This is a genomic window from Naasia aerilata (assembly GCF_030296595.1).
Taxonomy (GTDB): Bacteria; Actinomycetota; Actinomycetes; order Actinomycetales; family Microbacteriaceae; genus Naasia; species Naasia aerilata.
In genome coordinates this window covers 2,203,819-2,226,075 of sequence record NZ_AP027731.1, presented here as the reverse complement: position 1 = coordinate 2,226,075, position 22,257 = coordinate 2,203,819, and the positions used below count along the sequence as shown (strand labels likewise).

Sequence of the window (22,257 nt, the reverse complement as noted above, 5' to 3'; positions counted from 1 at the left end):
AATGGCCTTGTCGAGTCTAGCGGACTCCTCCGGACCCGGCCGGGCCGCCCTGGCCCCCTCTCCGGCGCTCTCCTCCCCTATTTCCCTGCGTTTATGCCGCCGAACCCTGGCGGGACGGGGACTCGAGGGGGACAATTCGGGGACACCTCACAGCGGGAGGATCACTCATGAAGGCCTCGCACGTTACCCCGCCCACCTTCCTGCCCCGGCTCTCGCCGGGCCGGCACCGGAACCCCAAGCGGGGCGCCTGCCTTATGGAGTACGCCTCGTTCCTCGCCGGCGAGCGCTGGAGCGATCACCCCGCCTGCACGCATCCCGTCCTCGCCGCGATCGCCCGCGGCGTGAACGACCTCAGCTCGGCAGACGCCCGGGACAGCCTGCTCTCCGTGGTCCCGCGCCTGATCGGGGTGACGAGCGAGGATCCTCGCCTCTCCCTCCGGCTGGCTCTGCTGGCCGCGGTGGAAGCTCTGCCGGTGGCCAGCATGGAGCGCCAGCGCGCCCTCGCGGTCGGCATTCGGCACTGCCTCGAAGCCTTGAACCGCACGGGCGGCACCGATGAGGGTCTGACTGAGCGGGCCGAGCACGCGTTCGCCCTCGTTCCGGATGCCGCGGCCTGGAGCGCTCGCTTCTGCGAGTCGGTCGGACAGGGCTGGGGCAAGCCCGCCGCAGCGAGCGAGGCGATCGCCGGCCTCGCCGTGCGCGGGATCGCCGACGCCTGCGTGTCCGACAACGACGCGCGCCTCCGCACGCTGCTCGACGACACGGTCGCCGAGGGCGAGCGGTTCGTCGCCCAGGAGCGCCGCCGTCAGCAGGGTCTGGCAGCCTGACGCGAGCGGTCGACAGCCGCGGCGGCACCGGAAGCACGGCCGCGGACATCCAGCGGGAGCTGCGCGAGATAGCGGATCCCGCCGACGCCTCGTTCCTCGCCGGGTTCTTCAAGACGGGGCCCGGGCAGTACGGCGAAGGCGACCAGTTCCTCGGCGTGCGCGTCCCTGCCACCCGGCGGGTCGTCGCCCGGCACCGGGACCTCCCCTTGAGGAGGTGCACCTCCTCCTCGAGAGCGCGCTGCACGAGGACCGGCTGGCGGGGCTCCTCGTCCTCGTGTCCCAGTTCGAGCGCGCCTCCGCCTCCGGAACCCGCGACGACGACCTGCGGACGCGCCTGCACCTCTTCTACCTCGACGCGGTGCATCGGGGCCGGGTCGACAACTGGGACCTGGTCGACTCCACGGCCGAGTACCTGGTCGGGGGCTACCTGCTCGACCGGCCCATCGATCTGCTCCTTCAGCTGGCCGCAAGCGAGAGCCTCTGGGAGCGGCGGGTCGCGATGATCGCGACATTCGGCTTTCTCAAGGTCGGCGACTCCGGGCCGACCCTCACGGTGGCCACGCGCCTGCTGCCTGACCAGCACGACCTCATCCAGAAGGCGGTCGGCTGGATGCTGCGCGAGGTCGGCAAGCGCGTCTCGCGGGAGGACCTCGTCACGTTCCTCGACGCGAACGCGCCGCTCATGGGCCGAACAGCGCTGTCGTATGCGACCGAGCACCTGGATCCCGCCGAGCGGGCCCGCTACCGCGCAATGCCCCGGATGACGAGGGAGGCCATGGGCTAGACTCATGGGCGCTGTCGCGGCACCGCGGCCGCCTCGGGGATGTAGCTCAATGGTAGAGCCTCAGTCTTCCAAACTGATGGTGCGGGTTCGATTCCCGTCATCCCCTCCGATCTCGCTCGTTCTCCCCCTGTTCAGGCCGCCTCGCCCGCCCGGTTAGCGTGAGCACATGGACGAGAACCCCGTGCCCTTCTGGTGGCGAGGGAAGGTCGTCGCCGTTCAGGCGGCCTTCGCCGTGCTACTTGCGGTCCTCGCAGCAGTCTTCGCGCCAGGGTCGGCCGGATTCATCGGCGCGGGCGTCCTTGTTGCGAGCGCCGCCCTCCGCGTCCTCGCCTGGCACATCATGCGCCGGGAGCGGGAGGCGAAGGCACGAGTCAGCTCGTCGAGGAGTGGACCCGGATCGTGATCCGGCCACTCTCGCCGAGACCGTCGCCCGGCAGCGGCGCCGGCGCGGGCGCCTCGGTCTGTGCCTGCCAGATCAGGTTCGCGTCCCGGGCGGTCGGGTGCCAGATCTCGTCGAAGGGGCCAAGCGCGTTGCTCTGCAACCGACGACGTCGCCGCCGCTTGTCAGCGGAGCCACGCCATGGCGCCGAGAAGAACGTGCCGAGAAGCAGCAGCCCGAGGCCGACGACCACCCCGGTCACGACAAGCCGGGTCCCCTCGTCCATGCCGGGAGCTTAACCCCGTACCACCGCGACCCTTCGGGGCAGGGCCGGACCGGCTTCAGCAGGACTTTGGGCCTTGAGCAGGACGGATCGCCGTCGCTGATCCTGCTTTCCGCACGAAGTCCTGCTGGAGTCGGGCGGCCGTCGCGCCGCAGCGACCCTCAGCGGAGCTGGCGAGGCGGCTCAAAGCCGCCAGCACCGGCCGCCGAGGCGGGCGCAGAACCTGGGAGCGGGTCCCCGCCCGCCACGTGTACCCCTGCCTTTGGTGCTCCGTCAACCCGCAGGCCGTGTCGCGCCGCGACTGGCCGCTCACGTTGTCGCGCCCCAGTTCAGCGGCGTAGCGTGACGAATCCCCGGGGCCGCACGACGGCGAAGCCCGGGTCGCACGAACTGACAACTGCACGACAAGGGCAAACCCGGCGCGAGCCGGGGACGCAAAGCCACGGGACCCCACGGGTCGGCCGGGCCACCGAAACGAGAGCATCTTGCAGAACCTGCGCGACCGCATCGTCACCGCCGCCTACCCCCTGTTCGCCGCCCGCGGCGTACGGGACGTCACCGAGGAGGCGATCCAGGAGGCGGCCGGTGTGACCGGCGCTGAGCTGGCCGCAGAGTTCCCCTCCCCCACGGCCGTCGCCGCGGCCTGCCTGGTCGAGCGCGAGCGCGACTGGACCATCGGAGTGGTGGAGGCCGGAGCGCGGGCGCGCGGGGCGACGCCCGAGGCGCGGCTGCTCGCCGTCTTCGACGTGCTGGAGGAGTGGATCCAGAGCGACGAGGAGGACGCGACGACGTTCCTCGACGTCCTCATCCGCCTGGGTCACGACCGCCGCCTCGGACGCGCCGACATCGAGCACCTCAGCGGCGTGCGCGACGTGATCGCGTCGCTCGCGATCGAGGCGGGGCTCCGGGAGCCCGCCCAGTTCGCGCTCTCCTTCCACGTCCTGATGAAGGGGTCGATCCTCAGCGCTCTGGAGGGCGACACGCTGACCGGCGTGCAGGCGCGCGAGCTCGGCCGGGAGCTGATCGCCCGGCATCGTCCGACCCGGCACGCGGCGCACGAGGTGACGACGACGGATGGGACGTGGTTCAGCGAGCTCGACTTCGAGCTGGAAGAGACCCGAACGTCGCTCCAGCAGCCCCAGGGGGCGCCGTCGATGATCGACTGGGAGGACTCGTTCGAGTTCGAGCGGGGCGGGTCCGAGGGCTGACCGCATCGTTTCGGACTAACCGCAACCGGAGACCGATGCGGACAGTCCGAAGTGCTGCGGATTGCCGGCGTCAGTCCGCCGCGAGCTCGCGGAGGGTGCGGGTGCGCGTCGCCAGATCGGGGCCCTGCGGCACCACGATCACCTCGTCGGCGCCGGTCGCATCGGTGAGGCCGTCGATGCGGCTGCGCACCGTGGCGAGCGAGCCGATCGCCTGGGTGCCGATCCGCTCGTCGAGGTAGGCGTTCTCGGCGTCGGTCCAGACGTGCGCCTCGGCCTGCTCCATGGTCGGGGTGCGGCCCGGGCGGCCGGAGCGGAGCCGGATCATCGACAAGGCGTTCGGCAGCATGAGGCGCCGGGCGTCCGCGTCCGAGTCGGCGACGATCGTCGCCACGGCGACCATTGCGTGCGGCTCCGACAGCACCACCGACGGCGAGAAGCTGCGCCGGTAGGCGTCGAACGCGATGGGCGTGTTGCGGCCGCCCGCGAAGTGGTGGGCGAACGCGAAGGGCAGGCCCATCATCCCCGCGAGGCGCGCGCTGAAGTCGCTCGAGCCCAGCAGCCAGAGCTGCGGGGCGTCCCCGGCGCCCGGCACCGCCACGATGCGTCCGCCCTGGCCGCCCTCCAGCGGCGGGATGGTGCCGAAGTAGGCGAGCAGCTCGATGACCTGGTCGGGGAAGTCGTCGACGCTCTCCGCGGTGTGCCCGCGGCGGACCGCGGACGTCGTGATGGGGTCGGTGCCCGGGGCGCGGCCGAGTCCGAGGTCGATGCGGTCGCCGTGCAGGGCGACGAGGGTGCCGAACTGCTCGGCGATCACCAGGGAGGAGTGGTTCGGCAGCATGACGCCGCCGGAGCCGACGCGGATGCGGGAGGTCGCCGCCGCGATGGCGCCGATGAGGACGGCGGGCGAGGAGCTCGCCACTCCCGGCATCCCGTGGTGCTCGGCCACCCAGAAGCGCCCGTAACCCAGCTCGTCCGCAATGCGGGCCAGTGCGATGGTGTCGGCGAGAGCGGACGCGTTCGTGGCGCCCTCCGCGACGGAGGCGAGATCGAGGACGGAAAGCGGTGCACTCATCCCCGGGTCGAACCCCGCCGAGTGGCGGGGCATTCCCCGCCGCTGTCCACCCCCGACTCGACGGTTGCTCTGGCCCGTCAGATGCGCCAGCGTGGAAGCGACCGCAAGGAAGGGAATGCACGCATGACCACGACCAAGCAATCCGCCGCCAAGACGAAGCAGTCAGCGACGACCACAGACCAGATCGCCCATGAGACGACCGGGGTGTGGGGAGCGGATGTCGCCTCGGGCGCCCGCCAGTTCCTCCAGCCGCTCGTCGTCAACCTCACCGCCCTGCACGTCGAGGGCAAGCAGGCGCACTGGCATGTGCGAGGGAGCGGCTTCATCGGCGTGCACGAGCTGCTGGACCTTTACGTCGCGCACGTCCGTGAGTGGGCGGACCTCGTCGCCGAGCGCGTCGTCGCTCTCGGGCTGCCGGTCGACGGGCGCATCCGCACGGTCGGGAAGGACACCGTCATCCCGCAGCTGAAGGACGGGTTCCAGAGCGTCCCGGACACCATCGCGCAGGTCATCGAGCAGATCGACGCGACCCTCAAGGTCCTGCACGAGAGCATGGACGAGCTCGAGGACATCGACGTCGCGAGCCAGGACGTGCTCGTCGAGATCGAGCGGGGGCTGGTGAAGGACCGCTGGTTCCTGCACGCCCACATCGCGGAGGACTGACCACCGCGCGGCTGCACGATCGCGGGGCCGGTCCTCACGGGGCGGCCCCGCGATCCGCTACAGGGTGCGGTGCGTGAATCGTCCGCCGAGCAGGGTGGCCGCGACGGGCATCGTCCGCAGCTGATCCACAGTGGCGGTGAACGGGTCCGCCTCGACGACCGCGAGGTCCGCGACGTCCCCGACGGAGACGGTCGCCCGGCCCCGTGCCGATGAGGCGAGCGCGACCTGGGGATCGACCAGCTGCTCGGGATGCCAGGCCGGCCGGTCGTCCGCGGTCCGGAACACGGCCGCCGCCATCCCGACCCACGGGTCGAGCGGCGAGACGGGCGCGTCGGAGCCGAAGGCCAGGCGCGCGCCGAACTCGGTCAGCGAGCGGAACGGGAACGCCCGCCCGGTGCGCCCCGCCCAGTGGTGGTCGGCGACGTCGCGGTCGTCCATCGCGTGGGCCGGCTGCACGCTGACGATCACGCCGAGCTTCTCGAAGCGGTGGATGTCCTCGCCGGTCAGGAGCTGCGCGTGCTCGATGCGGCCCGGCGTCCCGACGCGCTCGAAGACGTCGAGGGCGACCCGGTTCGCCGCATCTCCGATCGCGTGCACCGTCGGGAGGATGCCGCCGCCGGTCGAGCGGCGCAGCACCTCCTCGAGCTCGTCCTCGGGCACGGTGAGCAGCCCGTTGGGGTGCGGAAGGCCGTCCGGGTCGGGGTACGGGTCCACGCAGTACGCAGTCCTGGTGTTGAGGGAGCCGTCGATGAGGATCTTGAGGAATCCCATGGTGAGCAGGCCGCTCTCCCCCACCGCCTCCCCCGTGCGGAGGCCCTCGGCGATCGCCCGGTCCAGGTCCACGGGGTAGACGCCGAACTGCACGCGGATCGCGTCCGAGCCGGCTGCGACGCGGCGCAGCCACACGTCGCGGTTCCAGGTCATCTCGAGGTCGACGATGCCGACGACGCCCCGCGTCGCGGCGGCATCCGCTGCCTCCTCGGCCCAGGCGTCGACCACCGCGTCGGGCAGGGCGTCGAGCGCGCCCTGCACCGCGAACGCGTCGTCCTCGCGGACCAGGCCGTCCTCGCCGATGGCCGCACCGGTCGCCTGCGCACCTGCCGTGTTGAGCCAGGCGGTGTGCAGGTCGGCGCTGAGCAGCACGACGGGGAGACTCCCGGCGACCTCGTCCAGGAGTGCGGCGGTGGGCCGGTCCGGCCACACCGCGTCGCGGAACCCCACGCCGACGAGAGGGCCGGCCGCAGGCATCCCGTCCGCCTGCAGGTGACCGCGCACCAGGGCGGCGGCCTCCGCGGCGGATCGCGCGGCCGACACGTCGAACCGGCTGCGGAACAGCGTCCACTGCGTGAAGTGCACGTGCTCGTCCCAGAGGCCCGGAACGACGTAGCGTCCGTCGAGGGCCACCGTCTCCTCGGGGCGGACGCCGTTCGCCGGCGTGATCGCCTCGACGCGCCCGTCGGCGAGGGCGATGTCGACGAGGCCGTCGCTGCCCGGGAACCGCGCGCCGGTGAGGGTGAGCCGCTCAGCCATTGCGGGCCGCCCGCAGCCGCTCGTGCGCTCGGCGCATCTCCCCCGCCAGCTGAGGCTGGGCGTACGGCCCGTCGCCCTCCAGCTGCTCGATGATCGTGTCGACGACGGCCTCCGGCTTGTTCTGGCTCAGCTTCGACTTCGCGACCACCCGGGTCGGCGTGAGACGGAAGCCCACCGTGCCCGAGCTGATCCGCTGTGCGTAGGCGGCGTCCGCAGGGTCGCCCTCCATCCGCCGGGGCTCGGGCAGCGCATCCTCGAAGGCGTCGACCAGACGGCCGAGCACGCGGTAGTTCTCCTCGGGCGAGAGGATCTCGGGGACGCCGTAGAGGTGGGCGACGACGAAGTTCCACGTCGGCACCGCCGGGTTCGCGTCGTACCACCCGGGCGAGATGTACCCGTGCGGGCCCTGGACGATGACGAGCACCTCTCGCTCGCCGAGCCCGTGCAGGAGCTCGTCCGGCCGCCCCACGTGGCTGAGCAGGGTGAGCTCCTCGCGCTCCTCGTCGAGGATCACCGGATAGTGGGACGCGACCATGCCCTCGGGCGTGGCGCTGACGAGCGTCACCCAGGGGTTCTCGCGCACGAGGCGCTTCAGCTCCGCCGGGTCCTGCAGCGTGAAGCTCGGGTTCTGGCGCACCTCAGCTCCCGGGCCGGCTCTGCCAGCCGGGCGCCCAGTACAGGTTCCGCCCGCCCATGTCCTCGATCACGACGTTGCCCTCCCCGCGCGGGCTCGGCAGCCCGTGCCGCTTGTAGACGTAGTGCCGCTCCTGCTGGTCGGCCATGGCGCGCGCCCACTCCTCCTCGGACAGCTCGTCCTTGGTCATCATCTGACCGGTCCGCACGCCGATCTCCAGCAGGTGCGCCCAGTCGCGCCACAGCTGGCGGACCAGCTCCTCCGGCACCTCGCGGCCCGGGGTGTGCGGGTCGAGGCGGGCGCGGAACAGCAGCTCGGCGCGGTACACGTTGCCGATGCCGCTGACGACGCTCTGGTCCATGAGCAGCAGCCCGATCGGCTTGGTCGTCTTGCGGACCTTGCGGACGAAGGCCTCCTCGGCCTCCGGCCCGGTGTGCACAAGCGGATCCGGTCCGAGCTTGGCTATCACTGCGGCGGCCTGCTGCGGGTCGATGACCTCGCACGCCGTGGGCCCTCGCAGGTCGGCGACCGCGGTCTCGGTGAGGAGCCGCACCCGCACGGCCCCCACCGGCGGTGGCGGGAATGTGTCCAGCTCGGTCTGCTTCTCCTGCTCGGCCATCCGGAGGCGGCGGGGAGCGCCGATGCTGCTGCCGAAGTCGAGCGGCTGCGCCTCGCCGTACTGGTCGAGGAACGTGCCGCGCTGATTCGTCTGCCCCATGCGACCGCCCGAGGAGGCGATGGTGGCGTCCGCGCTGATCTCGCCGGCGAAGTCCCAGGCCCCGTAGAGGCCGAGGTGCACGCGGAGGATCTTGTCCTCCTCGAACTCGAGGAACAGGTGCTTGCCGACCGCGACGGAGGTGATCAGCACCTTGCCGTCGATCTGCGCGGCACCATCGGCGAAGCGGCCCTGCGGGCTGGACGCGGCGATGCGGTGGCCGACGAAGTTGTGGCGGAACTGGAGGGCGATCCGGTGGATCGAGTGCCCCTCAGGCATCGCGCGGGATCCCGGGGTGTGCTCGCCGGGCTGGATGGCGCCGGTCTCCTCGAACTCGGTGAGCTGGGCGATCCGGCGCTCGTGCCGCGGGTCGAAGGAGAAGGGCTCGGCGACGAACGCGTCGATGAGGGCGACCGCCTCGTCGAGGGTGTGCTGGCGCGCGCCGATCGAGATGACGTTGGCGTCGTTGTGCTGGCGCGCGAGCTGGGCGGTGGACTCGTTCCAGACGAGGGCCGCGCGGACGCCCTCGACCTTGTTGGCGGCGATCTGCTCCCCGTTGCCGGAGCCGCCGAAGACGACGCCGAGCGTCTCCACGCCGGCCGCCTGATCCCGCACGACCGCCTGGGCCGCGCGGATGATGAAGGCCGGGTAGTCGTCGAGCGGGTCGTAGCCGTCCGGCCCGTGGTCGACCACCTCGTGTCCGGCCGCCTCGAGATGGCCGACGAGGTGCTTGCTGAAGTCCAGGCCGGCATGGTCGGTGGCCAGATGGATCCGCATGCCGCTCAGTCTAGGGAGCGGGGCCGCGGGCGCGCGTCTCGGCTCCGCGACCTGGATGGGGTCCTGGAGGGGGTCGCGGATCGTCGACGGCGGGCGCACACTGACTACATGCCCTGGTATCGGCGCATTCCTCCCGTCTCGTGGCTCGTCATCGCGGCCCTGGTCCTGGCCATGGCGGTGTTCATCTCCCAGGTCGTCTTCTCCTGGGCGCCCGAGTGGGTCGGCTTCCTCGCTCTGTTCGTGCTCGCCGCGGGCATCGTCTACTCGTTCCGAGTCATCTGGAAGAAGTCCGACCACGCGACCTTCCTCCGAGCCGCCCGGGCTCGGGCGGAAGTAGAGGCGGCTGCCTGCACGGCCGGCTGGGCTAGCGTCGACGGGTGGAATTCGGGAACCTGACCTTCGAGCCCGCTGCAGAGCACATCGACCTCGTGGCCGATGCGGTCCGCGCGGCCCTGGAATCGGGAGCGGACGGTGTGCTCGTCGCCGAGATCGATCCGGACGTCGCCGATACCGCCGCCTTCTGCGAGCGCTACGGCATCGGAATGGCGGACGGCGCCAACTGCGTCATCATCGAGGGCAAGCGCGGCGATGCCATCCGCTACGCGGTGTGCATGATCCTCGCCACCGACCGGATCGACGTGAACGGAGCGGTCCGGCAGACCCTCGACGCGAAGAAGGCGTCCTTCGCGTCCATGGACACCGCCACCGCCGCGACCGGGATGGAGTACGGCGGCATCACGCCGGTCGGTGTCCCCGCGGAGTGGGCGCTCCTCGTCGACGAGGCGGTTGCGGCATCCGGTCCGCTCGTCATCGGCAGCGGGCTGCGCCGCTCGAAACTCCTGGTGACCGGCGAGTACCTGACCGGCCTGCCGGGCGCGCAGGTGCTGCCCATCGCGAAGCCGCCGGCCCCGCCCGCCTGAGCCGCGCGCGACCTGTGCCGCTGGTGTAACCGCCATCCCGCGGGTGAGACAAAGGGGGCGGGACGGCGGGTACACCCGCGTTCGAGGCGGTCGCGCCCGACGGGCGACCCCGGATCAGCCCGCCGCCGCCCGACTCCCTAGGCTGGGAAGACCCACCGATCTGAAGGACGGACCCATGCCAGGAGAGAACCTCACCCGCGCCGAGGCACAGGAGCGCGCCGCGCTCCTCGACGTGCACGACTACGCCGTCGAGCTCGACCTCGCCACCGGGCCGGAGGTCTTCCGCAGCATCACCACGGTGCGCTTCGCCGCGAAGGAGGGCGCGTCGACGTTCATCGACGCCATCACGCGCACCGTCCATTCGGTGACCCTCAACGGCCGCGAGCTCGACCCGGCCCAGGTGAGCGACGGCGTCCGCATCCAGCTCGACGGCCTGGCGGCCGAGAACGAGCTCCGCGTCGACGCCGACGCGATCTACACCAACACCGGTGAGGGCCTGCACCGCTTCGTCGACCCGGTCGACGACGAGGTGTACCTGTACTCGCAGTTCGAGGTGCCCGACTCCCGCCGCATGTATGCGGTCTTCGAGCAGCCCGACCTCAAGGCCACGTTCCAGTTCACGGTCACCGCGCCCGAGAACTGGCAGGTCGTCTCCAACGTGACCACGCCGGAGCCGACGCCCGCGGGTGACGGCCTCGCGCGCTGGGAGTTCCCGCCGACGCCCGTCATCTCCAGCTACATCACCGCGCTCATCGCGGGTCCCTATGCGGTCGAGCGCAGCGAGCTGACCTCCTCGGATGGCCGGGTCATCCCGCTCGGCGTCTTCTCCCGCGCCTCGCTCGCCCAGTACCTCGACACCGACTACATCGTCGAGAAGACGCGGCAGGGCTTCGAGTTCTACGAGTCGATCTTCGACTTCCCGTACCCCTTCGAGAAGTACGACCAGCTGTTCGTGCCCGAGTTCAATGCGGGCGCCATGGAGAACGCGGGCGCTGTCACCTTCACCGAGAGCTACGTGTTCCGCTCGAAGGTCACGGATGCGGTGCGGGAGCGCCGGGTCGTCACGATCCTGCATGAGCTCGCGCACATGTGGTTCGGCGACCTCGTGACCATGAAGTGGTGGAACGACCTCTGGCTCAACGAGTCGTTCGCCGAGTACATCTCGACGCTCGCCACGGCAGAGGCCACCGAGTGGAACGAGGCGTGGACCACGTTCGCGGCGCTCGAGAAGGGCTGGGCGTACCGGCAGGATCAGCTGCCCTCCACCCACCCGATCGTCGCGACCATCAACGACCTCGAGGATGTCCAGGTCAACTTCGACGGCATCACCTACGCCAAGGGCGCCTCAGTCCTCAAGCAGCTGGTCGCCTGGGTGGGCCGCGACGAGTTCCTGAAGGGCGTCGGCGCCTACTTCCAGAAGCACCAGTACTCCAACACCGAGCTGCGTGACCTCCTCGTCGAGCTGGAGGCCGCGAGCGGCCGCGACCTCGCCGACTGGAGCGAGAAGTGGCTCAACACGGCGGGCGTCAACACCCTCCGGCCGGACTTCGAGGTCGACGAGGACGGCCGCTTCACCTCCCTCGCGGTGACCCAGACCGCTCCCCGGAGTGGCCGACGATCCGCCCGCACCGCCTCGCGGTCGGCCTCTACAACGTCAAGGAGGGGCGTCTCGTCCGCGACGGACGCCTCGAGCTCGACGTCGACGGGGAGCGCACCGAGATCGCCGAACTGGCCGGCGAGAAGAAGCCCGACCTGCTGCTGCTCAACGACGACGACCTGGCGTACGCCAAGATCCGCCTCGACGACGCCTCGCTCCTCGTCGCGATCGACTTCCTCTCCGCCATCGAGTCGCCGCTCGCCCGGTCGCTCGTGTGGGGCTCGGCCTGGGACTCGACGCGCGACGCCGAGACCGCCGCGCGCGACTACGTCCAGCTGGTGCTCCGCAACATCGGTGCCGAGACCGAGTCGACGACGCTGCGCACGGTCCTCGCCCAGGTCCAGACCACCGCGACGATGTACGTGGCGCCGGAGCGCCGGGAGTCGACGCTCGAGGAGGTCGGCGACGCGTTCTGGACGCTCGCGAACGAGGCCGCCCCGGGGTCGGACGCCCAGTTCCAGTTCCTCAAGGCGTTCGCCGCCGTCGCGCACACGCCCACCCAGCTCGACAACGTCCAGGCCGTGCTCGACGAGAAGGTCGCCCTCGACGGCCTCGACATCGACACCGACCTCGGCTGGGAGCTCCTCATCGCCCTCGCCGCGGGAGGTCGCGCCGGGCGGGAGCAGATCGAGGCGACCCTGGCCAGCGACAACACGGCCACCGGCCGCCAGTCGGCCGCCCACGCCTTCGCGGCGCTGCCCACCGCCTCGGACAAGGAAGCCGCGTGGAAGTCGATCGTCGAGGAGACGAACGCATCCAACCTGATCGTCCGCTCGACGGGCCTCGGCTTCCTCCGGGCCTCCGACCCCTCCCTGCTCGAGCCGTTCGTCGCGCGCTACTTCGGCTCCCTCACCACCATCTGGGAGAACCGCAGCTACGCGATCGCCTCCGGGATCATCACCGGCTTCTACCCGGCGTCGCTCGCCAACCAGGCGCTCGTGGACGCGACCCGGGCCTGGCTCGAGGCGCACCCGGAGACCCCGGCGCTGCGGCGGCTCATCATCGAGAACCTCGCGGGGGTGGAGCGCGCGCTGCGCGTCCAGGCGCGCGACGCGGCGTAAGGGTCGCTTGCCGGTTACCCGCTTCCCGCTGATTGAGGAGCACGCGCAGCGTGCGTCTCGAAATCCACCGTTCCCCAGGGATCAACCCGGAGATACGGCCCTGATTTCGAGACGCGCCTGCGGCGCTCCTCAATCATCGGATGAGGAGGGTTCCTCAACCATCGGTCGGGTGAGGAGCATCCGCCCTACTCCTCGACCTGGTCGAGCTCCTGGAAGAGGGTGAGCTGCAGGTTCGCCGGACCTCGCAGGCGGGAGTTCAGCGAGCGCCACGGCGTCTCGCGGGCCTCCGCGATCAGCTCGGCGCCGGCCTCCACCAGCCGTCGTGTGGTGCCCGCTGAGTCATCGACCTCGAGGGCGACCCGCAGCCGATCGCTGCGCTTCCCCTCTGCCTCCACCCCGTCGATCATCCGCACCTGCGCGGGGTTCGACAGCTCCAGGGTCGCCCGCCCCGCATCGAGGATGATCACCTCCGCGCCCCCGTCGCCGGAGTAGGACTCCTGCTCCGCCATGCCCAGCACGTCGCGGTAGAACCGCACCGCCTCTTCCCAGTCCTCCGCCTCGACGACCAGCCGTAGCTGGCGCACGGGGCGCGTCGTGTCGTCCGTCATGGCGACAGCGTAGGACCGCGGCTGGACGGCGCGTCCAGACGGAGTCCGTAAAATCGTCCGGCGATGAGTGCGACGGATGTGGTGGAGACGGCGAAGGGCTTCTGGGACATCTGGGGCACCCCGATCTACATCCTGGGGGTGATCGTCGGGGCGATCCTGCTGCGGATCGTCCTGCACTTCGTGGTCCGCCGCATCGTGGAGCGCATCGTCACCGGCGTGAAGCGGCGGCAGCGGGTCGCCGACACCCAGGCGCTCAGCGCCAGTCCCCTGCACGCCGTCCGGACCGTGCAGCGGGCCCGCACGCTCGGCTCGGTCCTCAACAACATCTTCACCGTGGTCATCGTCGTGGTTGCGGTCCTGCTCATCATCACCGCACTCAACCCGGCCATCACCGGCGCGTTCTCCCTGATCACGGCGGCGCTCGGCGCGGGCCTGGGCTTCGGCGCCCAGAACATCGTCCGCGACGTCCTCAACGGGCTGTTCCTCGTCATCGAGGACCAGCTGGGGGTCGGCGACGTCGTGGACACGGGCCAGGCGACGGGCGTCGTCGAGAACGTCGCGATCCGGACCACGCAGATCCGGGACGTCAACGGCACCCTCTGGTACGTGCGGAACGGCGAGATCCTCCGCGTCGGCAACATGTCGCAGGGCTGGGCGCGCGTCATCATCGACCTCGCCGTCCCCTACGACGCGGAAATCGACGCCGTGCAGGAGCGGATGCTGCAGACGGCGAACGACCTCGTCGACGAGGATCGCTGGCTGCCGGCCGTGCTCGAGCGCCCCGAGGTCTGGGGTCTCGAGTCGATCTCCTCGGAGGCGCTCGTCATCCGCCTTGTGATCAAGACGAGGACCTCGGCGCGCGACGATGTGGCGCGGGAGCTGCGGGTGCGGCTCAAGGAGGCGCTCGACGAGATGGGCGTCAAGCTGCCCGCACTCAACTCGGTGGTACTGTCCGGGTTCGACGGCGCCTCGAGCGTCAAGGGTGCCCGCCTGACCCATGCCGCCCCGACGACCATCGCGCCGCCCACTCCGGTCAAGAAGCCCCGGGCGACGCGGGTCAAGCCGAAGCCCGAGGAGGGCGCACGATGAGCGACAGCGAGGGCGTCAGCAGCCCCGTCACCCTGCGCATGTCGCAGGGCGGGCCGGCCATGGAGGGAAACTTCTGGGAGCAGGTCGGCGGCCGGCCCACCTTCGAGCGGCTCGTGCGCGAGTTCTACCGGGGCGTCGCGAGCGACCCGCCCCTGCTCGCCATCTATCCCGAGGAGGACCTCGAGCCGGCCATCCAGCGGCTCACCGGGTTCCTCGAGCAGTACTGGGGCGGGCCGACCACCTACAGCGACACCCACGGGCACCCGCGCCTGCGGATGCGGCACGCGCCCTTCAAGGTCAACCCGGCTCAGCGCGACCGCTGGCTGACCCACATGCGCGCCGCGGTGGACTCCTCCAGCTGCCGCCCCTCCAGGACGCGACCCTGTGGGCATACCTGGAGCGCGCGGCGCACGCGATGGTGAACACCTTCGACGACTGACCTTGCCGCGTCCCTTGCCCATCTGCGCGGATCAGGAGATTCGGCGCGGTTCAGGCACTCCGGCCCGTTTCGCACACGGTTCAGGACGACACGCCGTCTCCCGGACCTGTCCACCTGATCCGCGCGACGACCGGCGGCCCGGCGCCTGCCGGTAGTGTCGCCCCGGCAGACAGAGACGACGAAGGAGTCGCATGGCGGACGAGGCGGATGCCCTCATCGTGGGCGCGGGACTCGCCGGGCTTGTCGCGGCGGCGGAGCTGCTGGATGCCGGGAAGCGCGTGATCCTGGTCGACCAGGAGCCGGAGGCCTCACTCGGCGGTCAGGCCTGGTGGTCGTTCGGCGGCCTGTTCCTCATCGACACCCCCGAGCAGCGCCGGCTGGGCGTCCGGGACTCACTCGACCTGGCGACCCAGGACTGGTTCGCGTCCGCCGGCTTCGACCGCGACGACGACCGGTGGCCGCGGCGCTGGGCCGAGGCCTACCTCGACTTCGCGGCCGGCGAGAAGCGCGGCTGGCTGCACGCCAAGGGCGTCCGCTGGTTCCCGGTCGTCGGCTGGGCGGAGCGCGGCGGGCAGACCGCGCTCGCGCACGGCAACTCCGTCCCCCGCTTCCACGTGACGTGGGGCACCGGCCCGGGCGTCGTCGCCCCCTTCGAGCGCCGGGTGCGGGCCGGCATCGAGTCGGGCCACGCCCGGCTCCTGTCCCGGCACCGGGCGGACGCGCTCCTGCTCGACGGCGACACCGTCGTGGGCGTGCGCGGGCGCACTCTCGCCCCCAGCCCCGCCGAGCGGGGAGCGCCGAGCTCGCGCGAGGAGACCGGCGACTTCGAGCTGCGCGCGTCGGCCGTCGTGCTGACCACGGGAGGCATCGGCGGCGACCACGACCTGGTCCGCCGCTTCTGGCCGGACCGGATGGCGGCCGCCCCCACCTCGATGCTCTCGGGCGTCCCCGCGTCGGTCGACGGCCGCGGGCTCGAGATCGCCCAGCGGGCGGGCGCCCGCCTCATCAACGGCGACCGGATGTGGCACTACACCGAGGGCATCGCCAACCACTCCCCCGTCTGGTCTCGGCACGGCATCCGCATCCTGCCCGGGCCGTCGTCCCTCTGGCTCGACTCGACCGGCAGGCGGCTGCCCGCGCCGCTCTTCCCCGGCTTCGACACCCTGGCGACGCTCGAGCACCTGACCCGCGGCGGGCACGACCACAGCTGGTTCGTGCTCACCCAGCGGATCATCGAGAAAGAGTTCGCTCTGTCGGGCAGCGAGCAGAATCCCGACCTCACGGGGAAGGACCTGCGGCTCGTGGCCGGTCGCGTCCGGAAGGGCGCCGCGCCACCCGTCCAGGCCTTTCTCGACCAGGGCGCCGACTTCGTGTCCGCGCCGGATCTGTCGACCCTCCTCGACCGGATGGAGGCGCTCTCCGGCGGAGCGCTCGACCGCAGGCAGGCGGAACGCGAGGTCCTCGCCCGCGACCGGGAGGTCGACAACAAGTTCTCGAAGGACGCGCAGATCACGGCGATCCGCGGCGCGCGGCGATACGCGGGCGACCGGCTGATCCGTGTCGCGCCGCTGCACCGCCTGCTCGACCCGAAGGCAGGTCCGCTGCATGCGGTGAAGCTGCACGTCCTGACCCGCAAGTCGCTCGGTGGCATCGAGACCGACCTCAGCGGCCGCGCACTCGGCACCGACGGCGAGGTGGTGCCCGGGCTCTGGGCGGCCGGCGAGGTCAGCGGCTTCGGCGGCGGCGGGATGCACGGCTACCGCTCGCTGGAGGGCACCTTCCTCGGCGGCTGCCTCTTCAGCGGCCGCGTCGCGGGACGATCGGTCGCGCGGAGCGTCTGAGTCGCACAACCCGGGGCGGTGGTCTGCGCGGATCAGGAAAAGCCCCGCGACACGCCGCCGGTCGTCCTGAACCGCATGCGAAAACCGACGGGGTTCCTGACCCGCGCGTGATTTCCTGATCCGCGCAAAGAGGCGGGGTCGAAAAGGTCCCGGCCGGTCAGCCGAGGAGGGACCAGGAGCGGCGGCGAACCACGACGTGGCCACGGGAGGACGTGAGACGCGTCCAGGCGCCCGCCTCGTAGATGGGGATCGTCTCGTCCGGCTCGGCGCCGACGAAGCCGAGCGTGACGGCCGCGAAGCCCGCGCCGGCCGGCACGTGCTCGAGGTCGGGCAGCGGCGTGTTCCAGACCTCCGCCCGGACCCGCCGGACGATCTGCTCCCCCGTGCCCTCCGGAAGCGCGTTGGCCACGGCGTCGATGCCCTCGCGCCCAGCCCTCTCGAGCGTCCCGGCCGTCGTGCTCCCCACCTGCTTCCACCCGCCCCGTGGCGGGGAGATCCCGGCCCAGGTCACGGTGCTCACCTCGGTCGGCACCGCGATCGGCGGCGCCGCGCCCTCGGTGGCCGCCTGCTGCGCGCGCGTCAGCCGGTCGAGCAGCGACCGCACCGGAACCACGGCGTCGAACTCCGTGCGATCCGTGAGCGCCGCCGTCCGAAGGCCCAGCACGGTGGGACCGTTGTCGAGGATCCCCGCCGGATACAGGATCGCGGTGTACACGGCCAGCACGCCGGAGCCCGCGATGAGGCGGACGGAGCCGTCCTCGACCCTCCCGGCGCGACCCAGGTAGGTGATGAGGTCGCCGAGCGCGAGGGAGTCGGCAAGGAGGATTGAGCGGTCCACGGGCTTCTAAACTAACTGACCGGACGGCTCGCACCCGCCGCGAGCGCCGCCGTCAGGAGCCTCACGATGACCGATCCGCTCGAATCCCTGCTCGCCGCCCTCGATCTTACCGACACCGGTGCGCGCACGAGCGAGGACATCTTCACCGGCCCCTCGCAGTGGAGCCCCAACGGCCGCGTGTTCGGCGGCCAGGTCCTCGCCCAGTCGCTGCTCGCGGCCGTGCGCACCCTGGACGCGGACCGCGTCGTGCACTCGATGCACGGGTACTTCCTCCGCCCGGGCGACGTCGAGCACCCCATCACCTTCTCCGTCGACCGCATCCACGACGGCAGGTCGTTCTCCACGCGCCGGACGCAGGCCTATCAGCACGGCGAGCCCATCCTCTCGATGATCGCCTCGTTCCAGACGGAGAACCCGGGCCTCGATCACCAGGCGGAGCCGCCGGACGGCATCCCCGACCCCGAGGATCTGCCGAGCGCCGCCGACGTCCTCGCGAAGATCGACCACCCCATCGCCCGGCACTGGGCCCAGACGCGGCCCTTCGACATGCGGCACGTGCCGTCGCCGATCTACACGTCCGTGCAGAGCGAGCGAGTCGCGCACCAGGCGGTGTGGTTCAAGGCGATCGGAAGGCTCCCGGACGACCCCAACCTGCACCGCGCCGCGCTCGCCTACGCCAGCGACTACACGATCCTCGAATCGATCCAGCGTCGGCACGGCATCTCCTGGGTGACCCCCGGGCTCAAGATGGCGAGCCTCGACCACGCGATGTGGTGGCACCGCTTCGCGCGGGTCGACGACTGGCTGCTCTACACGCAGGAGTCGCCGAGCGCCGGCGGCGGTCGCGGCCTCGCGCAGGGGCGCATCTGGGATCGGGCCGGCCACCTCGTCGCGAGCGTCGCCCAGGAGGGCATGATCCGGGTGCCGAGCCGCGAAGCCGACTGAGGGTCGCTCTCGCGGGAACTGCGGGGTGACGCAGGCGGGCCGGTGGGCCAGGATCGAAGAGTGACCACCACCAGCGTCCGCCGCCACCTCCTCGCGAGCCCTCAGCGCGTGTACGACGCCCTGGTCAGCCCGGCCGCGATCGCGGCCTGGCGCGTCCCCGCCTCGATGACGTCCGAGGTGCACGAGTTCGAACCGCGCGAGGGCGGGCGGATCCGGGTCTCACTCACCTACGACACTCCCGACCCCGCGGGGAAGAGCAGTCGGCACACGGACACCTACTCGGGCCGCTTCGTCCGCCTCGATCCGCCGCGGCTGGTCGTCGAGGAGGACGAGTTCGAGTCCGACGACCCGGCGTTCCTCGGGGTCATGAGGATCACCTTCACGCTGACCGAGGCGGACGGCGGCACCGAGCTCGTGGCGGTTCACGAGGGGTGCCGTCCGGCGTCACCGCCGAGGACAACGAGAAGGGCTGGCGGGAGTCGCTCGACCGGCTGGCCGGCCTCATCGAGCAGGACCCGGGTGTGATGCTCGACTGACGTTCAGCGTCGGGTGAAGGCGACGGGCTCCTCGACGTAGGGTGCCCACGCCTCGCGCTCGCGGTCGCCGATCCGCAGGGGGCGTCCCGTTGCGGCGTCGACCATGACGACGGTCGTCGATGCGCGCCCGTACAGCAGGCGCGGCTCGATCCCCTCGGGCGAGTAGATCTCGTACGAGACCTGGAGGCTCGCGCCGCCGAGCCTCCCGATCCACAGCTCGATGTCGAGCGGGGACCGCATGTACGGGATCGGCAGCAGGTACTCCATCTCCTGGTGCGCGATGAGAGTCAGGGCTGCGGCACCCGGCCGCACGTCGAGGACGGCGGTGGAAGGCCCGTCCCCGTTCGACTCGTCCGCCGCGTCCAGCGACCAGAAGGCCTGGATGCGCGCCTCCTCCAGGATGCGGAGCATCTCGGCGTTGTTGACGTGCGCGTACGCGTCGAGGTCCGACCAGCGCAGCCGGATGGGAATGTGCAGTCTCACGCGTCCGCCCCGCTCAGTTGCGGGTGAGCTTGCGGTACGCGGAGCGGTGCGGGCGGGCGGCCTCGGGGCCGAGGCGCTCGATCTTGTTCTGCTCGTACGCTTCGAAGTTGCCCTCGAACCAGTACCAGTTCGCCGGGTTCTCCTCGGTGCCCTCGTAGGCGAGGATGTGCGTCGCGATGCGGTCGAGGAACCACCGGTCGTGGGTGATGACCACCGCGCAGCCGGGGAACTCGAGCAGGGCGTTCTCGAGGCTCGAGAGCGTCTCGACATCGAGGTCGTTGGTCGGCTCGTCGAGCAGGAGCAGGTTGCCGCCCTGCTTGAGCGTCAGCGCCAGGTTGAGCCGGTTGCGCTCCCCGCCGGAGAGCACTCCGGCGGGCTTCTGCTGGTCGGGGCCCTTGAAGCCGAACGTGGACACGTACGCGCGGGACGGGATCTCGGTCTTGCCGACCTGGATGTAGTCGAGGCCCTCGGACACGACCTCCCACAGCGTCTTCTTGGGATCGATGCCGGCGCGGCTCTGGTCGACGTAGGAGATGTCGACCGTCTCGCCGACCTTCAGCTCGCCGCCGTCGAGGGGCTCAAGCCCGACGATGGTCTTGAACAGGGTGGTCTTGCCGACGCCGTTCGGGCCGATGACGCCGACGATGCCGTTGCGGGGCAGGGTGAACGAGAGCCCGTCGATGAGCGTGCGCCCCTCGAAGCCCTTCTCGAGCTTCTTCGCGTCGATCACCTGGCTGCCGAGGCGGGGACCGACCGGGATCTGGATCTCCTCGAAGTCGAGCTTCCTCGTGCGCTCGGCCTCCGTCACCATCTCCTCGTACCGGGCAAGACGGGCCTTCGACTTGGCCTGGCGGCCCTTCGCGTTGGAGCGGACCCAGTCGAGCTCGTCGGCGAGGCGCTTCGCGAGCTTCGCGTCCTTCTTGCCCTGGACCTTGAGGCGCTCGCCCTTCTTCTCGAGGTAGGTCGAGTAGTTGCCCTCATACGGGTAGAGCCGGCCGCGGTCGACCTCGGCGATCCACTCCGCGACGTTGTCGAGGAAGTACCGGTCGTGCGTGACGGCGAGCACGGCGCCGGGGTACTTGGACAGGTGCTGCTCGAGCCAGAGCACGCTCTCGGCGTCGAGGTGGTTGGTGGGCTCGTCGAGGAGCAGCAGGTCGGGCTTCTGCAGCAGCAGGCGGCAGAGCGCGACGCGGCGCTTCTCACCACCGGACAGGTTCGCGACCGACGCGTCGCCCGGCGGGGTGCGGAGGGCGTCCATGGCCTGCTCCAGCTGGGAGTCGAGATCCCACGCGTCGAGCGCGTCGATCTCCTCCTGCAGAGTGCCCATCTCGCCGAGGAGCTTGTCGAAGTCGGCGTCCGGGTCGGCGAGCGCCGCGCTGATCTCGTTGAAGCGGTCGACCTTCGCCTTGGTCTCGGCGACGCCCATCTGGACGTTCTCGAGCACCGTGGCGCTCTCGTCCAGCTGCGGCTCCTGCTCGAGGATGCCGACGGTGTAGCCGGGCGAGAGCCGCGCCTCGCCGTTGCTGGGCTGGTCGAGGCCGGCCATGATCCGCAGGATGGTCGACTTCCCGGCGCCGTTCGGGCCGACCACGCCGATCTTCGCGCCGGGCAGGAAGGCCATCGTCACGTCGTCGAGGATCACCTTGTCGCCGTGCGCCTTGCGGGCGCGGACCATCGAGTAAATGTATTCGGCCATGGGCTCCATCCTATTTGGGGCGGCCCTCCCCTCCTGCGCTGTCCGCCCCCGGCGAAGAGGCTAGAAGGGCAGGTCCTCGCCCGGAGCCGACGCCGCGGCCATCGCGCCCCAGTCGCCGGGCGCATCCGCCGGCTCCGCGCCGTCCTCGGCGGGCGCCGGGCGGGGTTCCGTGGCGGACGACTCGAGGCGGCGATCGGACGTGTAGGCGGCGGTCCCCCAGAGCAGATCCGGTCCGATCGCCTCGGCCGTGATCTCGACGGAGGTGCCCGTCCTGCCCTTGCCGTCGTCCCAGTCGCGGACGGCCAGCTTGCCGTGCACGAGCACCCGGTCGCCCTTGTGCAGCGACGCGGCGACGTGGGCGCCCAGCTTCCGGAACGCCTTCACGGTGACCCAGCTGGTGTCGCCGTCGATCCAGGTGCTCGCCTTGGCGTCGTACCGCCGCGGGGTGACCGCCATCCGGAAGCTCGCCACGTCGAACCCCTCCGACGTGTGCACGTGGTTCGGGTCCTTGGCCACGACGCCGACGGCGGTGGCGGTGATGTCGCTCATCCTGCTCCTTCTCGTAGGTGGGAGCCGGGGCGGCTTCGGTGCCGGCGAGACCGCCCCGGTCGAGGAGAGCGTGCAGGAGCACGGGGGTGCGGAAAGCGCGAAGGCCCGGCCCCGTGCGAAACGGGACCGGGCCTTCGGATGTGCAGGGACTACGCGGCCTTGATGTACTCCGCGTAGCTCTTGCGGACCTTGTTCACCTTGGGGACCGCGACCGCGAGGCAGTAGCCCTGGTTCGGGTTCTTGGCGAAGAAGTCCTGGTGGTAGTCCTCCGCGTCGTAATACGCGCCGAGGGGAGCGATCTCGGTGACGATCTCGCCGTCCCACCAGCCCGCGGCACGAGCCGCTGCCGCCTCGAAGAGCGCCTTCTGCTCCTCGTTCGCGTAGAACATGGCCGACCGGTACTGGGTTCCGACGTCGTTGCCCTGCCGGTTCAGCTGACGGGGGTCGTGCAGGGTGAAGAACACGTCGAGGATCACCTCGCGCGGGATCACGTCGGGGTCGAAGGTCACCGCCACCGCCTCGGCGTGGCCGGTCCGGCCGGTGCAGACCGCCTCATAGCTGGGTGCCGCCACGGTGCCGCCGGTGTACCCGGACACGACCTCGGACACGCCCTTGAGGTCGCGGTACACCGCGTCGAGACACCAGAAGCATCCACCGGCGAGTACGAACGTCTCCATCACTTCTCCTCTTTCTCCGCACGGCACAAGCCGCACTAGATCGAAC

21 protein-coding genes, 1 tRNA gene, 4 pseudogenes and 1 riboswitch are annotated in these 22,257 nt (G+C 71.0%); of the genes and pseudogenes, 14 read left to right on the top strand and 12 right to left on the bottom strand.

Features of this window, described 5'->3' with window-relative positions; genetic code table 11:
- Positions 1 to 167 precede the first annotated feature (167 nt).
- The 4 genes and pseudogenes from QUE51_RS11635 to QUE51_RS11620 all read left to right on the top strand — a co-directional run bounded on the left by QUE51_RS11635 (position 168) and on the right by QUE51_RS11620 (position 2,014).
- Entirely contained in the window at positions 168 to 827 is a 660-nt protein-coding gene (locus QUE51_RS11635; RefSeq protein ID WP_286276555.1) for a hypothetical protein, read from the top strand.
- Positions 716 to 1,611, top strand: a pseudogene (locus QUE51_RS11630) (DNA alkylation repair protein). Before QUE51_RS11635 ends, QUE51_RS11630 begins: the two are co-directional and overlap by 112 nt.
- A gap of 35 nt (positions 1,612 to 1,646) precedes the next feature.
- Positions 1,647 to 1,717, top strand: a tRNA-Gly gene (locus QUE51_RS11625).
- Between the two features lie 60 nt (positions 1,718 to 1,777).
- On the top strand, positions 1,778 to 2,014 hold the full coding sequence (locus QUE51_RS11620) for a hypothetical protein (protein ID WP_286276554.1): 237 nt from the start codon (positions 1,778 to 1,780) through the stop codon (positions 2,012 to 2,014).
- Here QUE51_RS11620 and QUE51_RS11615 read toward each other — a convergent pair.
- Entirely contained in the window at positions 1,983 to 2,276 is a 294-nt protein-coding gene (locus tag QUE51_RS11615) for a hypothetical protein (RefSeq protein ID WP_286276553.1), read from the bottom strand. The two genes, QUE51_RS11620 and QUE51_RS11615, sit on opposite strands and share 32 nt — an antisense overlap.
- Before the next feature lie 396 nt (positions 2,277 to 2,672).
- A riboswitch (cyclic di-GMP riboswitch) is annotated at positions 2,673 to 2,747 on the top strand.
- Positions 2,748 to 2,758: 11 nt separating this feature from the next.
- Between QUE51_RS11615 and QUE51_RS11610 the strand changes: the two genes are divergently transcribed.
- Positions 2,759 to 3,481, top strand: coding sequence for a TetR/AcrR family transcriptional regulator (locus QUE51_RS11610; protein WP_286276552.1), 723 nt, complete (start codon positions 2,759 to 2,761; stop codon positions 3,479 to 3,481).
- A 70-nt stretch (positions 3,482 to 3,551) separates the two neighbouring features.
- Here QUE51_RS11610 and QUE51_RS11605 read toward each other — a convergent pair whose 3' ends face one another.
- Complete coding sequence (locus QUE51_RS11605) at positions 3,552 to 4,553, bottom strand: LLM class flavin-dependent oxidoreductase (protein ID WP_286276551.1); 1,002 nt, start codon at positions 4,551 to 4,553, stop codon at positions 3,552 to 3,554.
- A gap of 123 nt (positions 4,554 to 4,676) precedes the next feature.
- On the opposite strand from QUE51_RS11605, the gene QUE51_RS11600 reads away from it, so the two are divergent.
- Complete coding sequence (locus QUE51_RS11600) at positions 4,677 to 5,216, top strand: Dps family protein (protein ID WP_286276550.1); 540 nt, start codon at positions 4,677 to 4,679, stop codon at positions 5,214 to 5,216.
- Between the two features lie 57 nt (positions 5,217 to 5,273).
- Here the strand turns inward: QUE51_RS11600 and QUE51_RS11595 are convergent, their stop codons facing one another.
- The 4 genes and pseudogenes from QUE51_RS11595 to QUE51_RS11580 all read right to left on the bottom strand — a co-directional run.
- A complete protein-coding gene (locus QUE51_RS11595) occupies positions 5,274 to 6,746 on the bottom strand; it encodes an amidohydrolase (RefSeq protein ID WP_286276549.1) in 1,473 nt (490 codons plus the stop codon).
- Complete coding sequence (locus QUE51_RS11590) at positions 6,739 to 7,383, bottom strand: FMN-binding negative transcriptional regulator (RefSeq protein ID WP_286276548.1); 645 nt, start codon at positions 7,381 to 7,383, stop codon at positions 6,739 to 6,741. Before QUE51_RS11590 ends, QUE51_RS11595 begins: the two co-directional genes overlap by 8 nt.
- Before the next feature lies 1 nt (position 7,384).
- Positions 7,385 to 8,374, bottom strand: a complete 990-nt coding sequence (locus QUE51_RS11585; protein WP_286279367.1) for an Fpg/Nei family DNA glycosylase — start codon at positions 8,372 to 8,374, stop codon at positions 7,385 to 7,387.
- Positions 8,375 to 8,401: 27 nt separating this feature from the next.
- Positions 8,402 to 8,872, bottom strand: a pseudogene (locus QUE51_RS11580) (ribose-5-phosphate isomerase); the annotation flags it as partial.
- A 108-nt stretch (positions 8,873 to 8,980) separates the two neighbouring features.
- Here QUE51_RS11580 and QUE51_RS11575 point away from each other — a divergent pair.
- The 3 genes and pseudogenes from QUE51_RS11575 (at position 8,981) to pepN (ending at position 12,510) form a co-directional block, all read left to right on the top strand.
- The gene (locus QUE51_RS11575; protein ID WP_286276547.1) at positions 8,981 to 9,268 is read left to right on the top strand and encodes a hypothetical protein; all 288 of its coding nucleotides are present in this window, start codon (positions 8,981 to 8,983) and stop codon (positions 9,266 to 9,268) included.
- Positions 9,250 to 9,792, top strand: a complete 543-nt coding sequence (locus tag QUE51_RS11570; protein WP_286276546.1) for a YbaK/EbsC family protein — start codon at positions 9,250 to 9,252, stop codon at positions 9,790 to 9,792. Before QUE51_RS11575 ends, QUE51_RS11570 begins: the two co-directional genes overlap by 19 nt.
- A 175-nt stretch (positions 9,793 to 9,967) precedes the next feature.
- Positions 9,968 to 12,510 (top strand): annotated as a pseudogene (gene pepN / locus QUE51_RS11565) (aminopeptidase N).
- A gap of 185 nt (positions 12,511 to 12,695) precedes the next feature.
- Here pepN and QUE51_RS11560 read toward each other — a convergent pair.
- Positions 12,696 to 13,118 (bottom strand): VOC family protein, encoded by a 423-nt coding sequence (locus tag QUE51_RS11560; protein ID WP_286276545.1) that lies wholly within the window; start codon positions 13,116 to 13,118, stop codon positions 12,696 to 12,698.
- 63 nt (positions 13,119 to 13,181) lie between these two features.
- On the opposite strand from QUE51_RS11560, the gene QUE51_RS11555 reads away from it, so the two are divergent.
- From QUE51_RS11555 to QUE51_RS11545, 3 genes and pseudogenes are all read left to right on the top strand, one after another.
- A complete protein-coding gene (locus QUE51_RS11555; protein ID WP_286276544.1) occupies positions 13,182 to 14,207 on the top strand; it encodes a mechanosensitive ion channel family protein in 1,026 nt (341 codons plus the stop codon).
- 38 nt (positions 14,208 to 14,245) lie between these two features.
- Positions 14,246 to 14,646, top strand: a pseudogene (locus QUE51_RS11550) (globin).
- A gap of 191 nt (positions 14,647 to 14,837) precedes the next feature.
- Entirely contained in the window at positions 14,838 to 16,487 is a 1,650-nt protein-coding gene (locus QUE51_RS11545; RefSeq protein ID WP_286276543.1) for an FAD-binding dehydrogenase, read from the top strand.
- Between the two features lie 157 nt (positions 16,488 to 16,644).
- Here QUE51_RS11545 and QUE51_RS11540 read toward each other — a convergent pair whose 3' ends face one another.
- Positions 16,645 to 17,325, bottom strand: coding sequence for a DUF8185 domain-containing protein (locus QUE51_RS11540; RefSeq protein WP_286276542.1), 681 nt, complete (start codon positions 17,323 to 17,325; stop codon positions 16,645 to 16,647).
- 66 nt (positions 17,326 to 17,391) lie between these two features.
- Between QUE51_RS11540 and QUE51_RS11535 the strand changes: the two genes are divergently transcribed.
- Both QUE51_RS11535 and QUE51_RS11530 read left to right on the top strand, forming a co-directional pair.
- Positions 17,392 to 18,270, top strand: a complete 879-nt coding sequence (locus QUE51_RS11535) for an acyl-CoA thioesterase (protein WP_286276541.1) — start codon at positions 17,392 to 17,394, stop codon at positions 18,268 to 18,270.
- Positions 18,271 to 18,330: 60 nt separating this feature from the next.
- Positions 18,331 to 18,795 carry an SRPBCC domain-containing protein gene (locus QUE51_RS11530; RefSeq protein WP_286276540.1) on the top strand — a complete coding sequence of 155 codons (465 nt, stop codon included), beginning with the start codon at positions 18,331 to 18,333 and terminating at the stop codon, positions 18,793 to 18,795.
- A gap of 14 nt (positions 18,796 to 18,809) precedes the next feature.
- Here the strand turns inward: QUE51_RS11530 and QUE51_RS11525 are convergent, their stop codons facing one another.
- The 4 genes from QUE51_RS11525 to msrA form a co-directional block, all read right to left on the bottom strand.
- Positions 18,810 to 19,289: an acyl-CoA thioesterase gene (locus QUE51_RS11525; protein WP_286276539.1), complete on the bottom strand. Its 480-nt coding sequence runs from the start codon at positions 19,287 to 19,289 to the stop codon at positions 18,810 to 18,812.
- Between the two features lie 13 nt (positions 19,290 to 19,302).
- The gene (gene ettA / locus QUE51_RS11520; RefSeq protein WP_286276538.1) at positions 19,303 to 20,985 is read right to left on the bottom strand and encodes an energy-dependent translational throttle protein EttA; all 1,683 of its coding nucleotides are present in this window, start codon (positions 20,983 to 20,985) and stop codon (positions 19,303 to 19,305) included.
- Between the two features lie 60 nt (positions 20,986 to 21,045).
- Entirely contained in the window at positions 21,046 to 21,534 is a 489-nt protein-coding gene (locus tag QUE51_RS11515) for a single-stranded DNA-binding protein (RefSeq protein WP_286276537.1), read from the bottom strand.
- Positions 21,535 to 21,683: 149 nt separating this feature from the next.
- Positions 21,684 to 22,211, bottom strand: coding sequence for a peptide-methionine (S)-S-oxide reductase MsrA (gene msrA, locus QUE51_RS11510; protein ID WP_286276536.1), 528 nt, complete (start codon positions 22,209 to 22,211; stop codon positions 21,684 to 21,686).
- Between the last annotated feature and the right edge of the window lie 46 nt (positions 22,212 to 22,257).

What these genes read in the sequence shown, in the direction of transcription:
- QUE51_RS11635 (WP_286276555.1), top strand. Translation starts at nt 168, where the DNA reads ATGAAGGCCTCGCACGTTACCCCGCCCACCTTCCTGCCCCGGCTCTCG.
- QUE51_RS11620 (WP_286276554.1), top strand. Translation starts at nt 1,778, where the DNA reads ATGGACGAGAACCCCGTGCCCTTCTGGTGGCGAGGGAAGGTCGTCGCC.
- QUE51_RS11615 (WP_286276553.1), bottom strand. Translation starts at nt 2,276, where the DNA reads ATGGACGAGGGGACCCGGCTTGTCGTGACCGGGGTGGTCGTCGGCCTC.
- QUE51_RS11605 (WP_286276551.1), bottom strand. Translation starts at nt 4,553, where the DNA reads ATGAGTGCACCGCTTTCCGTCCTCGATCTCGCCTCCGTCGCGGAGGGC.
- QUE51_RS11600 (WP_286276550.1), top strand. Translation starts at nt 4,677, where the DNA reads ATGACCACGACCAAGCAATCCGCCGCCAAGACGAAGCAGTCAGCGACG.
- QUE51_RS11595 (WP_286276549.1), bottom strand. Translation starts at nt 6,746, where the DNA reads ATGGCTGAGCGGCTCACCCTCACCGGCGCGCGGTTCCCGGGCAGCGAC.
- QUE51_RS11585 (WP_286279367.1), bottom strand. Translation starts at nt 8,374, where the DNA reads ATGCCTGAGGGGCACTCGATCCACCGGATCGCCCTCCAGTTCCGCCAC.
- QUE51_RS11575 (WP_286276547.1), top strand. Translation starts at nt 8,981, where the DNA reads ATGCCCTGGTATCGGCGCATTCCTCCCGTCTCGTGGCTCGTCATCGCG.
- QUE51_RS11560 (WP_286276545.1), bottom strand. Translation starts at nt 13,118, where the DNA reads ATGACGGACGACACGACGCGCCCCGTGCGCCAGCTACGGCTGGTCGTC.
- QUE51_RS11555 (WP_286276544.1), top strand. Translation starts at nt 13,182, where the DNA reads ATGAGTGCGACGGATGTGGTGGAGACGGCGAAGGGCTTCTGGGACATC.
- QUE51_RS11545 (WP_286276543.1), top strand. Translation starts at nt 14,838, where the DNA reads ATGGCGGACGAGGCGGATGCCCTCATCGTGGGCGCGGGACTCGCCGGG.
- QUE51_RS11535 (WP_286276541.1), top strand. Translation starts at nt 17,392, where the DNA reads ATGACCGATCCGCTCGAATCCCTGCTCGCCGCCCTCGATCTTACCGAC.
- ettA (WP_286276538.1), bottom strand. Translation starts at nt 20,985, where the DNA reads ATGGCCGAATACATTTACTCGATGGTCCGCGCCCGCAAGGCGCACGGC.
- QUE51_RS11515 (WP_286276537.1), bottom strand. Translation starts at nt 21,534, where the DNA reads ATGAGCGACATCACCGCCACCGCCGTCGGCGTCGTGGCCAAGGACCCG.
- msrA (WP_286276536.1), bottom strand. Translation starts at nt 22,211, where the DNA reads ATGGAGACGTTCGTACTCGCCGGTGGATGCTTCTGGTGTCTCGACGCG.